Source organism: Paenibacillus pinisoli, assembly GCF_003605435.1.
Taxonomy (GTDB): domain Bacteria; phylum Bacillota; class Bacilli; order Paenibacillales; family Paenibacillaceae; genus Pristimantibacillus; species Pristimantibacillus pinisoli.
On the sequence record NZ_QXQB01000009.1, the window covers coordinates 24,661 to 39,012 of the forward strand.

Sequence of the window (14,352 nt, forward strand, 5' to 3'; positions counted from 1 at the left end):
GCTATTATTTCATTATAGTTACAAAAAAATTTCCGTCAATCAAATTGTGTTAGATACATTAACACCGCCACTGCATGTTTATGTAACAATTTGCATGAATAATCATACTTGTCTAAAAAATGAAACGTCCCGCAGCTCCATGAAGGAGCGACGGGACGAATAGATGTTACTTTTTGTCAGGATCTTCGGAGCCGTTGCCGGTATTATCCGGTGGCGTCGCGTCCTTCGCTTCCGCCTCATCGCGAGGCTGAATGCGGACTTTCACGTCGCCAATCTCGTCGATGATCGGTTCAGCAGTTGTTACCTCTGCTGAGGAGGAGCCTTCGCCAGATGGCGTATCGCCTTCTGCCTTCAGCACGCCTTGTTCGATCAAGGATTTGATTTGCTCCATTTCAAGCGTCTCTTCCGTAAGCAGCGTATTCGCGATCAGATGCATCTCTTTGCTCTTCTCGGTCAGGAGCTTCTTCGCTCTGTCGTAGCAAGCATTGATAATGTTCTGCATCTCTTGGTCGATCTCGTACGCGATTGCATCGGAGTAGTTCTGCTCATGGCCCAGATCGCGGCCCAGGAACACTTGGCCTTGCGAATTGCCGAATTGCATCGGTCCGAGCCTATCGCTCATACCGTACTCCATAATCATGCTGCGCACGATGCTTGTAGCCGACTTGAAGTCGCTGTAAGCGCCGGTTCCGATCTCGCCGATGTATACTTCCTCCGCTACGCGGCCGGCAAGCAGTCCCGTTACTTTATCAAGCAGCTCTTGCTTGGTGACCAGCATGCGGTCTTCCTTCGGCAGCATGATGACATATCCGCCAGCGCGTCCCCGCGGGATGATTGTTACCTTGTGCACCTGATCGGCATGTTCCAGGAAGAAGCCGGCAATCGTATGGCCTGCTTCGTGGTAGGCAACGATACGTTTCTCGCGGTCGCTGATGACACGGCTCTTCTTCTCCGTGCCGACGATAACGCGGTCAATCGCATCATCGATATCTACCATGTTGATTTCTTTCTTGTTGCGGCGTGCCGCAAGAAGCGCCGCTTCATTAAGCAGGTTCTCGAGGTCTGCGCCGCTGAAGCCTGTCGTACGCTTCGCGATAACGTCCAGCTTCACATCGCCGGTAAGCGGCTTGTTGCGCGCATGGACTTTCAGCACCGCTTCGCGGCCTTTCACGTCTGGACGGTCAACCGTAATCTGACGGTCGAAGCGGCCCGGACGCAGAAGCGCAGGGTCCAGAATGTCCGCGCGGTTCGTCGCCGCGATAATGATTATGCCTTCGTTCGCGCCGAAGCCGTCCATCTCAACCAGCAATTGGTTCAGCGTCTGCTCGCGCTCGTCATGCCCGCCGCCGAGTCCGGCGCCGCGCTGACGGCCGACTGCGTCGATCTCGTCAATAAAGATGATACAAGGCGCGTTCTTCTTGGCGTTCTCGAAGAGATCGCGTACGCGGGATGCGCCGACACCGACGAACATCTCCACGAAGTCGGAGCCCGAGATGCTGAAGAACGGCACGCCAGCCTCACCCGCAACCGCACGGGCAAGCAATGTCTTACCTGTACCCGGAGGACCTACGAGCAATACGCCCTTCGGAATGCGCGCGCCGACGAGATTGAACTTGCGAGGATCCTTCAGGAAGTCGACGACCTCCACCAGCTCCTGCTTCTCTTCGTCCGCGCCTGCCACGTCCTCGAACGTGACGCGCTTCTTCTCCTCATTGTACAGACGGGCACGGCTCTTGCCGAAGTTCATCACTTTGCCGCCGCCGCCTTGAGCCTGATTCATCAGGAAGAAGAACAGTACGATAAGCAGAATGAACGGAATAATCGACGTCAGGAACGTCACCCAGAAGCTAGGGGTATCCATCGGCTCGGCCTTATACTCAAAACCGTATTCCTTCTGCCAGGCATCCAGATTCTGCTCTGCCGCAAAGGTGTTCATTGAGGTGGTGAAATTATCGTTCTCCGCACCCTCTGGCCTGTTCTTATATTTACCCGTAATGTAATACGATTCCTTATTGTACTTCGCGGTAATCGAAGCTACATTCCCCGCTTCCACAACTTGGCGGAATTCATCGTATCTCAGCGGCTTGGTGGAATCCCCTTGACCGCTAATATAATTAAAAACACCAACGGTAACCAAAAAGATGATCAAATAAAAACCGGTATTTCGCATGATCCGATTCATTCCCTACCTCCTCTCAGACGCTTTAGATATTTTACCATAGCATGACTTTCCATCACAATAGAGGCTACCGGAGGGTGGACATGTACGGTTCAAGCGCGATTACTTCTCGTAAACCTGAGGCTTCAAAATGCCGATATAAGGAAGGTTGCGGTATTTCTCCGCATAATCCAGGCCATAGCCCACGACGAATTCGTCAGGAAGCGTAAAGCCCTTATAGTTCGGCTCCAGGCTAACCGTGCGGCGCGCCGGCTTGTCGAACAGCGTGACGACCGTCACAGACTTCGTGCCTCTGTGCTCCAATACGTCGATCAGGTAGCTCAGCGTCAGACCGCTGTCGATGATATCTTCGACAATAAGGACGTCGCGTCCTTCCACCGACACGTCCAGATCCTTAATAATCTTGACGACGCCGGATGACTTGGTGGAAGCCCCGTAGCTGGAGACGGCCATAAAGTCGATCTCAAGCGGAACGGTAATAGTTTTCACCAGATCGGACATAAAAATAAACGCGCCTTTGAGGACGCAAATAACGAGCGGATTCCGCCCTTCGTAATCGGCGCTGAGCTTGGCTCCCAGCTCTCTTACCTTGACGCCAATCTGCTCTTCGCTGTATAACACTTCTTTGATGTCGTTCTGCAATTCAAAAGCCTCCCACACGTTACCTATGTTTATGTGTATTCCCTTGTTCCTTATTCGTTGAGCGCCGTAATACGCAGAACCTGCGTGCTTCCGCTTCCTGGCAGGGCATGCGCGGACCGGCGGATGCCGGGGATCCACAGCAGCTTGCCGTCCCCGTCGCAGAGCAGCGGATACAGCTCTCTACGGGAGGGCGGTACCTTCTCGTCAACGAACATATCTTGCACTTTTTTCGACCCATTTAATCCTAAAACATGAATCCTGTCTCCCGGCACGCGGTTGCGCACATGCAGCGGAAAGACGAGAGCGGCCACATCGAAGTACGCTTCCATGCGGGATGACGGCCTCTCAGCCGCAGTCCCAAGCCAATCAAGGCGGAAGCTCCATCCGCTTGGCTCTGCTTCAATTCGGTCATCGCTTCCCTGTTCGATGACGTAATCGTACCTGCTTGCCATAACCGGCCTTGCATTCGTATGTACCCATCTCATAACACCGTATTCGCGCAAGCAACGGATTCCGCCTGCGGCGTCCATCCGCCACGTAGCCGGAGCATGCGGAGATGCCGCCTGCCGCATCGTCTCAACAGCGCTATAGGTTATGTTTTCCGTATCCTGAGACAGATAATTTAATATTAGTTTAATCAATCTCCTTTGTAAAGCGACGTGCAGACCGGACAGCTCCCGGCATTCCACTTGGCATTCGCCCTCTTCCAGGCGTACGATGCGGCTGAACCATTCCCCCGCCTGCTGCTCCATCCACTCATCCTCCGCGCCCGCTACTTCGGCAAGCCGCTGAAGGGACTGGGGAAGCTGAGGATTGAACTGCATCAAGTACGGAATAATGTCCAGGCGAACCGTGTTGCGGAAATAATACCGAGCGAGATTGCTGCTGTCTACGCAATAAGGAATCTCATGCTCCTCGCAATAACGCAGAAGGTCTGACTTGTTCATACGAAGCAGGGGGCGTATGAGTTGCACATTTTTTTCGCGGCGGACACTGCTCATCCCGGACAGCCCCGATAGCCCCGCTCCCCGGATCAGCCGCATCATCACCGTCTCGGCCTGATCATCGGCATGATGGGCCAGCGCAATGCGCGTCGCGCCGTGCTCAGCCGCTGTCCGGTACAAGAATTCATACCGTTTCTCCCTGGCGGCTGCCTGCAGATTCAATCGGTTTTCTTCTATATAAGTAGGCAGATCCATGACGATTGTCTCGCACGGCACGCCTAGGCTGGCGGCGAACGTCTGGACTACCTCCAGCTCGAAGGCGGATTCCTCCGCCCGGAATCCGTGATTCACATGGGCAGCCACAAGCTTGATGCCCTGTTCAAGGGACAGTGCATGCAGCATATGGAGCAGCGCCATGGAATCGGGGCCTCCCGACACGGCGACCAGAATCTTGTCGCCTTCCTCCCACATGCCGTGGGCAGCCGCTTCCTTCGCGAGCTCCAGCTGAAGCGGTTCATTCATTATTCTGTTGCCCTCCTCTGCTACATCCATACATTGCGAAGCAGCCAGACGAATATCGATGCCGCAAGCAGTATGCCTGAGGCGGCCACCAGACCCTTCAGCCAGCCCGGCATCGAGGAGGATCGGCGCGTCTCCTTCCGGTGCATCAGCAGGCGCCATGCAGCCGCAGCCTCGTCCGCATCCCTGAACTCGCCATGCAGCGCCTTGCGCAGCCAGCCCGCCACCGGCTTCAGCGCCGCACAGCCCTCGGCAACCGCCATCAGCTCCACCGTCGACCGGTTCTGCGGCAGCAGCTCCTTCGTGAGCTGATGGAGGCGCTTCGGCTCATGCAGCTGGATGCACAATACGCTGTAGGAGAAGAGATCGTACTTCGGGTCAGCCGAGCGAGAGCCGCTGTTCCAGTATCCGCGGTCATAGATTTCCGTGAACTGGCGGATGCCCTTGCCGATAGCCGTCATGCCTCCGAAGTCGACCAGCTCGACATGACCGTAATCGGCCACCATCACATTCTCCACCTTCAGGTCGCCGAATACCCATCCCGCCCGGTGCAGCCTGCCAAGCTTGCCCAGCAGGTTCAGCCCGACAAGAGGGAACCATTCCGCGCCTTGCTCCAGCAAGTAGCTGGCAAGCGTCGTCCCGCGCACATACCTCATGACGTAGAACGGGTATTCCTTCCCGCCCGGTCCGTACAGGTCGTCGACGTCGAACAGGAACGGGTCCATGCCCTGCCCCTTCTGCTTCGCCAGCGACTTCAGCACGTTCACCTCGGATTGAAGGTCTACCGCATCCGCGCCAACCTTAAGCGCGTACCAATCCCTGTCCTTCTGGACCAGATAGACTTTCCCGTTGGCTCCTTCTCCCAGCAATCGCTCCACCCGGTACTTGCCTTGTCTCCACTTGCCGATTACGACGCTTCCGCGCCGCAGCTCCAGCTTAAACGACGTAGTCACCCATCATCCCATCCGTTTCATGTCTGCCTCTGCGGCCATAGTCCCCCGCTTCGCCCTGCCTGTAATAATCCACTACCTGCATAATCGCAGGCCCGGTCGGCGTTGTTCCGCCCATCTGGAGCTTGGGAAAGATCGAGTGCACCCCATTCAGATGGCTGGTCCATGCCAAATCCATAATGCAGTCGTCGCCATGGCGCGAGCCCGGGAAATGGAACACCGATATTTCACTATTACCCTGTCTGGCCTGCAAGCTAAGCATCAAATCGTGAATGGCCTCCTCGACAGCTGCCAGCTTCGGCTTCATGCTCGCGCTTGCATCGATCAGCAGAGCTACCCGAAGGCCCGATGACTCGCCCAGCTCATCGATGACACGCACGACTTCGCCGCGCTTCTCCGGAGGCAATGCCTCAATCGAGCCGTTGCCCAGTACCTGCTGCAGCTCCTTCTGCACCGCGATCTGGATCGTCTGTACCACGGTCTTCCTGGTCATCATCTGGACCGTCTGCGATAATTGCCGCGTATTGACCATACGGCTAAGTCCCCCGCCGGCCCGCGCAATCTCTTCAATCTCGGCCGCGCCAAGCTCGCCTACGTCTCCATGGTCAAGCACGCCTACCACATTGACATGAATGCCTTCCGACTTGGCATGAGCCGCCGCCACCACCGGACTGAGCCCCACATTCGAACAGCCATCTGTTATCAGCAAAATTTGCCTCATCATCGTCTATCCCTCCGCATCGCAAAGTTATAAAGCCTTTTCTATCAGCTTTGCCCTTTTTGAGAGAGATAAACGCCTATCGCCTATCATTTTCCTATTCCTTACCCGTATTTATCGGCTTTTCGCCGCTAGAAGGTAAGCTTCATATTAGTATAGCCCATACCTCCCGGGGTTTCCATCGCCCGGATCTGACAGCATTCGAACCGGATTGGGCAGAAGGACACGGTGACTTCGGATAGATTTACAGAGCGGATTCCCCATTAGATAATAGGAGTGTATGCCAAAAAATTCCTTGAAGGAGTGAGCGCATGTCGAACAAGGTTCTGCTGATTACGGGTGACGGAACAGAGGTTTTGGAAATTTTTTATCCCTATTACCGCCTGCTAGAGGAAGGTTATGATGCCGTCATTGCATCCCCGGAGAAAAAAGTGCTGAATACCGTCGTTCATGACTTTGTCGAGGGCTGGGAGACCTACACGGAGAAGCCTGCCCATCTGCTGCCGTCTCATGCTTCCTTCGCGGATATCGATCCGTCGGAATATATCGCGCTTGTCATTCCCGGCGGCCGCGCCCCGGAATATATACGCAACCATCCTGAGCTGCCGCGCATCGTTGAGCATTTCCTCCAAGAGGACAAGCCGATCGGCGTCATCTGCCACGGCGCGCTAGTCTTTATGGCGCTGAAGGATACAAGGTACTTCGAGGGCCGCACGATGACGTGCTACAACGCCGTGAAGCCGGATGTCGAGCGTCTCGGCGCTACGTACACGACGGACACGCTGCATGCCGACCGCAAGCTGGTCAGCGGCCATGCCTGGCCGGACCTGCCGGGCTTCATGAGAGAGTTCATCCGGCTTGTTCGGGAGGAACAGGCTGCACGTTATGAAGATGAGACATTAGTTCTATAAGAAGGCAGGCTATTCTAGCGGGTTCATTGGGATCTGTTGGGGTAGCCTTTTTAATGAAAGTGAAATTACAACTATAATACAAAAATCGGCCTTAGTCCCTAAATACGATTAGGGCTAAGGCCGATTCTATTTGACTATATAGATTTTAAAAATGCTTTTTAGAAGCGTAACAGAAGTTACTCCTCTGCCAACACCTTGAACTGCTCCAGCGTCTGCGTAAACCTCGCTCCATGGCCTTCAGCCGCCTCGAGGAAATAATTCATCGTCAGGATGAAGCTGCCTTGCCGTTCATTGCTTGTGACGTATACCGTGATGACTTCACTCAGACGATCATGACCGTTGATCGCGTGAATACGGTAGCCTTTCACGGGCTCGCTCACCTTCTCGATATCGCGCACCTCTGCAAACTGGTCAGTCAGCTTGCCCGCGATATCTGCAGCCAGCTTCTCCGGCAACGCGTCTACATCCTGTTCTATGGTCAGCGATACTTGCGGATACGGCTCTGGCAGCGGTTCAATGGTCGTAATGACGTCTTTTCCGTCCTGTTGAATGAGCTTATAGCGCTCTTTGTCATAATAAATCGCGTAGCGGCTCTCTTCATTTACATGGACCTGTCCGTTCGTCTCTTCCTTGTTCCCTTCGACCTCAACCTCGATTTTCTTCTCCGGCGCAAACCAATTCTGCACACTCTTCATAAATGCCTCTCCCGGCGGCAAGGCCAAAAAAGCTGCGATAGCAATGACGGCTGCTGTAAGTCCTGTAGTTGCTTTGATGATTGTCATCGTCCGTTTTCTCCTTTTCCCCTGTGGCTGTTCTCTGTTGTTCAATTTTCCCTCTATGGAATCTGCCAGAAACGGAGAGCCGTTCTCCAGTTGCGACTCGATCTTCGCCCACATCTCTTCCTTCAGATTGGAAGGATAGTTCGATTCTTCTTCCAAACGCTGCTTAAGCTTTTGATCCATATGGCTCCCCTCCCAATCGGTCTCTCATTTGCTCCCGCCCCTTGAGGAGGCGCGACTTCAGTGTATTGACGTTGAGCTCCATGATGTCGGCGATTTCCTTCTCGCTGTAGTTATGGAGATATTTTAGGATGAGCGGTATCCGGTACATATCTTGGAGAGATTGGAGGGCATCGTACAGATCGAGCTTGCCATCCGGCATGCTCGCTTCCACAGCCACCCGCTCCAGTTGCTCACCCAGCGGAACAACCTTCTTCTCCCGCTCCATCACCCGATAGCACTCGCGAAGCAAGATGCTGTAGAACCACGGTTTGAACGGCTTCGCTCTATCATATTGCCAGATATTCCGGTATACACGGAGGAAAGTCTCCTGCACCGCATCCTTCGCCCATTCCCGATTCTTTGCCACCAGCGCGGCTGTCCGCATCGCATAGTCGAAGTACTCATCATACAGACTGCGGAACGCCTCCCTGTCACCCTGAACGATCCGGCTGATCGTATCAAGCTCCACCTCATTCACCTCTTTCTTGCTGTTCTATAAGTATTACCCGGCAAGTTCGGAGAAAGTTTGCTCTTATGAAAATATTCGTGTGGAATGAAAAAAGCGCTTGTCTTAGAGACAGGCGCCACTTGCTTTCATATCTATCTTTATGGTTCAAACTACTTTATTGGTCTCTTTTCTATCCCTAACCCCCCACCGAATCCTATAAGAGGAACAGGTGTTACATGAGCTTTAAATTGACCATTCTCAAACTTTATATAGTAGCTTCGACTTCCTAGTGAAACAGATATACTCGAAGCCATATAATAATTGTTTTGCATTTGTTGCAACATGGTTGCTTCCATCATTCCAATGTTCATATCAAAACCGATAAACAAAGTTCCAACGGGATCAATATAAAAACCTACATTAATATTTGCCAGAGAAAATTCAAATCGCAATATGTCTCCACTTTCAAATGTAAGTTCGAAACCATTTTTATATTTGGAGTAAGAGGTATAAGCGCCAAAACCTTCCGATAAGCTAAACCCTATTTTTTCAGAGTACGCATCAAACATCTGGTCATAACCAGAGAATTCCTTAACAATTGGTTTTGCAGTATGTGAATTTTTATTCGTAACTGGCCCTGGATCCCGGACAGTTGGCTTTCTTGTAGCATTCCAAGCATTAAATTGGATGTTTGCTTTTTTGTAAGCATCAGTATAAACACCGCCTCTACCTACAAGATAGCCATTTTCAACAACTGGCTGATTGGCATCGGGGAACCAATATGATTTTTGTAGATCTTTGCATTCCCCAGCATGTGCCCAGTTACCATCTGCTGAAACACAGTAATTTCCTGTCGGATCGATATACTTCAAAGGATTATTTATTACATAAGTATAATAGTTTAATGTTTGTGTTTTATAAATATCACCTTGATACGTATCCTCATTAACAAACCTTCCAGTGATAGGATCATACCAACGTGCACGTAGATACTGCAATTCTGTCGAACTATCCCAGAACTCTCCTGAGTACCTGAATGTATTTGGAATTTCTTCTTCCTCAACAATTGGCTTACCCCAAATATCGTAGGAATATTCATTTAGTACGCTACCATCTGCCCCTATAATGCCCGTAACATCACCATGTCCGTTATAACCGTAGTACCCTACTTGGTTATTTACATCCTCTAACATTTCCAACTTATTTCCACGTAAATAGCTTACCTTTTCCACAATCATACCATCTGGCTGTACAATTCCTTCAGCTATGATATTCTGACCATCGTAATAATATCTAATGGTACTGCCATTTTCGGTCCGTTCAACCAATAAGTTATCGCCATTATATCGGTATGAAACAGAAGTGCCATCAGCCTTGGTCACCTTGGTTAATCGATCCCATTCATCGTACTCATACGCAATATTATCAGAAAGAGAAGGAGCAGAATCAGTTGTAAGGGTTTGGCGATTCCCTCTATTATCATAACTATAAGTTTCGTTAAACAGAGTAGAGCTTTGGATACGATTCAATTGGTCGTATGCAAAACTGTTATCAGAAGTAACTTCCTCATTATTTCTCTCGGAGATACTAGTAATATTTTTGTTGTTGTCATAATTATACTGGTATTCTCGCTTTAATTCTCCGTTGGCAGTTTCTTGTTTTAGCCTTGACAAAGAACCATTCGTATACGTATGAATTGCTTCCATAGTATTGTTACTATTTGTTTTTTGTAGTTGACCATTACTGTAGTAAGAGTAACCAATGGATTTCAAGTCATTCCATTTCAACTCGCTCAACTGATTTGTCGTATTATATTTATACGTAACTCTATCACCGAAAGGAGTAGTCATACTTACTCTTTGTCCCTGATTATTATAACTATAAGCAATGACCTTGCTATCAGGGAACGCAACATTGGTTACTTGACCTGTATGCGGATCATATCCATAATTCGTAGTGCCTGTATTATCCGTCATCGATTTTCTTGATCCATCGTTATAATACGTGAAGGAAATAGTCTCAGTGGGCCCTTGTTTTGACAACAACATATTCCGGTTATTGTAGGAATACAAGAAGGTCTGTCCCTTCTTATCCACTAATTTGCTTCGATTACTATTAGCATCATAAAAATATGTGACCTTTTGATTCATTGAATCAATACTCTGAATTAATCTCCCAAGCTCATCATACACTTTTTGAACTTCATTCCCATCGGGGAACGTTGTTTTAATATGTTGACCAAGTTGGTCATAGCTATACCTTGTCACTTCTCCCTTGGAGTTGGTTACTGCTGTAAGCTGACCTAGTATATCGTACGAAAATATTGTTGTAGCCTGATTGGCATCTGTCTGCTGTTGTAATAGTCCATTCATTAAATTATATGAATTGTGCAGCATTATTTTACGGCTTCCATTTGCTAGCTTCTCTTCTGAACGAATCGAACGTCCAAATTTATCAAATACCTCAATTGAAGTGTTGCCAACTGCATCCGTAATCAGTACTTCTCGACTAGAGTCGTTATAACTAGTAACCGTCTCAGATTTATTCGGAGAAATCGTTTTAGTAGAACGCCCCCATGCATCATACTGAAAAGAGTTCCTATTGCCAAAAGCATCTTCTACCCAGAGAGCCCGTCCATTCTGATCATGATCAGTGCGTAACTTAACTTCATACCCGTTCTTACCTATAATCCCCTCTTCGGATTTCCATCCTAGGCCATTGTAGACAGTACGAAGCTTTCTTCCCATTTCGTCAGTTACCGTCACTATATTTTGCAAATCGTTGTATTCCGCAATTAGTGACGTATTATCTGGATGAGTTACTCTAGTGATTCGTCCTATTTTATCAAGGTCATATGTTGTTCTGGCATCGTTGCCATCAACATATGCAATTAATTGACCATTTGTCTTATTGTATTCAAATCTCTTAGATATATGGTTCTGAATCCCATAAGCATCTTTATACAGAGTGATTTGCCTAGAAGGGAATGCACGATAAGTAGAATCATATTCAATTATAGTTAATTGCATCTTTGAGCCATTAGCTATATTGACTGTCGAGAAGTTGCCATGAGCATCTATTGACCCTTTGTATATATAGCTCAAAACTTCACCAGTCGAATTGTTTTTTCGTACAAAGGTTTCTACAATGTCCCCTTTGGCATTACGAATATACTCAGTATAAAGATATTGATTCGTATCAACCTGTTGAAGAGAATTCTTCAACCATTTTTTTGTCGCATCGTACGTATACGTTGTAGTTGCACCACTTGGATCAACAGACGAAATTACATTTCCATAGTCATCATATTGAATAGTGGTCGTTAACGTATCTGAAGTCTTGTTGTCACTCGAAATAATTGTTGTAGGTGAGTTTACCGCATAGTTGCGAGTTCCTACCTTTTTGGTATAAGTATTAGTTGTTGTCTTCTGCCAACCCTCGGCACTAGTCGATTGAGACTCTAGATAGAACTGTACAGGTTGATTATTATTAATAAATTCTTTTTTGTAGTTAAATAAGGTACTTGTTAATCCATCGAATAAAGTCGAACTAAACGTTTCCGTCTTTCCATGTGATTTCAAGTAATCCCCATTATAAGTAATCGTATGATAATTATTGAGCATCGAAGATCCATCACTGTACTGAAGACGGTCAGCTCTAGCAGATATACGATATGCTTCCATGAAAGATGAAGAACCCATATACCGTTTCACAGGTGCAGTCTCGTAGGTATATTCTGTTATAGCTCCTGTTGGATGATTGATCTTGGATAATAGCGCATAAGGATTAGATATGGCACGATTCTCGTCAAATCCCATTAAATTAAATTTTGCTGGCGCCAGGTTATAAGAATAGGTTGTTCTTCTACCTTCTTGGTCCGTTACAGCATCCAACAGTTCTTTACCATTTTCAGTTCGTTTTTCATATACAACTTTCTCTGTTCCCTTAGTTAAGATAACATTAGTTGTTGTATACGTAATATTAATAGAGTTTCCAATACTATCCGACACTTGGCTTAATAGCTTGCGATTATATGTTGCGTTTTGTGCATAGTGAAAACTGATAGTATTATTGTAGGCATCCTTCATTTGTATGATTCGACCATCGCTGGTGAAGTACTGCTTCAACATTTCATCCACAGTACTCAATACATATTTCGAAGACTCCCCATTTACACTGACTGTCGTATCCTCCTTAAAAGATAGGCCTAGCCATGTATAATCTTTCAGGTTTCCATTCTCAACATCATAGCTGCCGCCGTCGGCGAGGTATACTTTCTGTTTGCTGCCGTTTATTTCTACATGCGGAAGCTTCCAAGACCAGCCCTTTCCGATTGGATAGAGCTTCTCATTCAATGGTTGCTTGGTGGTGTTAATATAGCGATAGTCCTGCTCTTCACCCACTGGAAGCGGAACAATTGTTGGGGCCGGATTACTGCTTATATAATAATTATAGCCGTTGGAACTTTCGACAAACGCGCCTACTGATGCATTAATCCTATTAAGTTCACTAAGAGCATCTTCATAATCTAGGAAGACAACTGTGGTACGTTGTGTTGATTCGCCAGTACTTTCTCGAGGGTCGATCCAAGCAGACGTAATTTCATAAACATCTCTCTCATATCTGCCGTTTCCAATCGAACGCCAGCTTGAAGTTTTTGTTTTACTTGAGCTTCCTGGCTTTATTACTTGACCTTGATAGTTTTGTTGCCAAACTCGAGTATCCGATGCAGGCCTGGTAACTGTACCGGAATAATTAGCTATCCAGTGACCTGTACAAGGTGTGTTTGCCTTGCCGGTGGCCGGACACTCATTAACCGTTGTAGTTGTTGTTCTAGGCAAATTGCCGGAATAACCCCCGCTATTATAGGGATATGTGGAGGGACATTCAGGATCTTCACTGGTTTTCACCCATACTCCAGAGGAGTTGTACGATCCATATTTTTTACGAGAACACGATGCAGGCTGTGTTTTAGAATCAGCCGGTATATAGCTACCAGAAATAACAGACGATGTCCCCTGCTTGGTCAATGTTCCTGTATATCCATCTTGGCTATAGGATACAGATGCAGGAAAACTATTTGTGCTGCTCGTTCTGGATGTAGTTTGCATTCTGGAGTCAGCAGCTATTGTGTAAGTAATTCCTTGATTAAGTACTTGCGTCGCTTGACTATTAGTCGGGTAATTGCCATAAAGAACACTTTTATGAGATGGAATAAAGCTTGAGTCATCTGGGAGACCATCACCATTATAGTCATACTGAAGGAAAGACTTTTCATTGTACATAATGTCATAGGATACATATTTTCTAGTTGCATAAAATGAAACGTAATAGAAGTTTATAGTGACGGGGTAATACTGAATGGAATAGTCCATATCAAAAAATGCTGAGTCATCACTGCTATATTGTCTAGTCAGGTTAAATGACATTCCATTGCGTCCTGGAAGTGACATGTCTGTCATCCCAGTCATTAAACTACCCGACAAGCTCGATATAACTTCATTATTTAGGTTTACAGAATACGGCGCTTGGCTCATACTTTCCTTGGTATAAACCGGTGGTTCTTCTTTTGTAGGAGGCTTGGCCGCAGCAGCACTCTTGGAAGATGCGCTAGCTTTGTTTTCCAATCCTCCTTGCGACATATTTTCTTCTTCAGAATTATTCGGTTTTAGTTCCTGAAGAACTAGACTTACAGGCAATTCTGCATTTTTTACTTCGCTGGTAACCGTTTGTGATTCATTCACTTCAGGCGCCAGCAATATAGATTTTGCTTCCTCATATGTCATACCGTCTTGTTCAGCACGATAAAGAATAGAGTAGACATGACTCAATAGAAGCCCTGTATCTACCTCAGATTGAACAAACTCTTTACTTACATCAAATCGCTCTGAGACAATAGCGCTTGTAAGAGAGGACGATGATTCCTGTTGCTCTTCTGCATAGGCGCGATTGTTCAATGGAGCCTCAAATAGAGATACGAATAAAGAAATAATTAGAATGAATACAATTGCCTTACTTCTCCAACTAGCTCTCACTACAT

General features: G+C 47.8%; 9 protein-coding genes. 1 reads left to right on the forward strand and 8 read right to left on the reverse strand.

Annotated features, from left to right (window positions below):
- Window positions 1-166: 166 nt before the first annotated feature.
- The 5 genes from ftsH to D3P09_RS26310 form a co-directional block, all read right to left on the reverse strand.
- Complete coding sequence (gene ftsH, locus D3P09_RS26290; RefSeq protein ID WP_120114418.1) at window positions 167-2,182, reverse strand: ATP-dependent zinc metalloprotease FtsH; 2,016 nt, start codon at window positions 2,180-2,182, stop codon at window positions 167-169.
- 99 nt (window positions 2,183-2,281) lie between these two features.
- The gene (gene hpt / locus D3P09_RS26295; protein ID WP_120114419.1) at window positions 2,282-2,821 is read right to left on the reverse strand and encodes a hypoxanthine phosphoribosyltransferase; all 540 of its coding nucleotides are present in this window, start codon (window positions 2,819-2,821) and stop codon (window positions 2,282-2,284) included.
- A gap of 50 nt (window positions 2,822-2,871) precedes the next feature.
- Window positions 2,872-4,287, reverse strand: a complete 1,416-nt coding sequence (tilS, locus tag D3P09_RS26300; protein WP_120114420.1) for a tRNA lysidine(34) synthetase TilS — start codon at window positions 4,285-4,287, stop codon at window positions 2,872-2,874.
- Window positions 4,288-4,307: 20 nt separating this feature from the next.
- Complete coding sequence (locus tag D3P09_RS26305) at window positions 4,308-5,237, reverse strand: serine/threonine protein kinase (RefSeq protein ID WP_120114421.1); 930 nt, start codon at window positions 5,235-5,237, stop codon at window positions 4,308-4,310.
- On the reverse strand, window positions 5,221-5,955 hold the full coding sequence (locus tag D3P09_RS26310) for a vWA domain-containing protein (RefSeq protein WP_120114463.1): 735 nt from the start codon (window positions 5,953-5,955) through the stop codon (window positions 5,221-5,223). The genes D3P09_RS26305 and D3P09_RS26310 overlap by 17 nt, the downstream gene beginning before the upstream one ends.
- A 308-nt stretch (window positions 5,956-6,263) precedes the next feature.
- Between D3P09_RS26310 and D3P09_RS26315 the strand changes: the two genes are divergently transcribed.
- Entirely contained in the window at window positions 6,264-6,863 is a 600-nt protein-coding gene (locus tag D3P09_RS26315) for a DJ-1/PfpI family protein (RefSeq protein WP_120114422.1), read from the forward strand.
- Window positions 6,864-7,039: 176 nt separating this feature from the next.
- Here D3P09_RS26315 and D3P09_RS26320 read toward each other — a convergent pair whose 3' ends face one another.
- From D3P09_RS26320 to D3P09_RS26330, 3 genes are all read right to left on the reverse strand, one after another.
- Window positions 7,040-7,825: a hypothetical protein gene (locus D3P09_RS26320; RefSeq protein WP_120114423.1), complete on the reverse strand. Its 786-nt coding sequence runs from the start codon at window positions 7,823-7,825 to the stop codon at window positions 7,040-7,042.
- The gene (locus tag D3P09_RS26325) at window positions 7,809-8,333 is read right to left on the reverse strand and encodes an RNA polymerase sigma factor (RefSeq protein WP_243644532.1); all 525 of its coding nucleotides are present in this window, start codon (window positions 8,331-8,333) and stop codon (window positions 7,809-7,811) included. Before D3P09_RS26325 ends, D3P09_RS26320 begins: the two co-directional genes overlap by 17 nt.
- 149 nt (window positions 8,334-8,482) lie before the next feature.
- Window positions 8,483-14,347 carry an RHS repeat domain-containing protein gene (locus tag D3P09_RS26330; protein WP_120114424.1) on the reverse strand — a complete coding sequence of 1,955 codons (5,865 nt, stop codon included), beginning with the start codon at window positions 14,345-14,347 and terminating at the stop codon, window positions 8,483-8,485.
- Window positions 14,348-14,352: the final 5 nt, after the last annotated feature.

Coding starts and splice junctions, on each gene's coding strand:
- tilS (WP_120114420.1), bottom strand. CDS start 4,287: ATGAATGAACCGCTTCAGCTGGAGCTCGCGAAGGAAGCGGCTGCCCAC.
- D3P09_RS26320 (WP_120114423.1), bottom strand. CDS start 7,825: ATGGATCAAAAGCTTAAGCAGCGTTTGGAAGAAGAATCGAACTATCCT.
- D3P09_RS26310 (WP_120114463.1), bottom strand. CDS start 5,955: ATGAGGCAAATTTTGCTGATAACAGATGGCTGTTCGAATGTGGGGCTC.
- D3P09_RS26315 (WP_120114422.1), top strand. CDS start 6,264: ATGTCGAACAAGGTTCTGCTGATTACGGGTGACGGAACAGAGGTTTTG.
- ftsH (WP_120114418.1), bottom strand. CDS start 2,182: ATGAATCGGATCATGCGAAATACCGGTTTTTATTTGATCATCTTTTTG.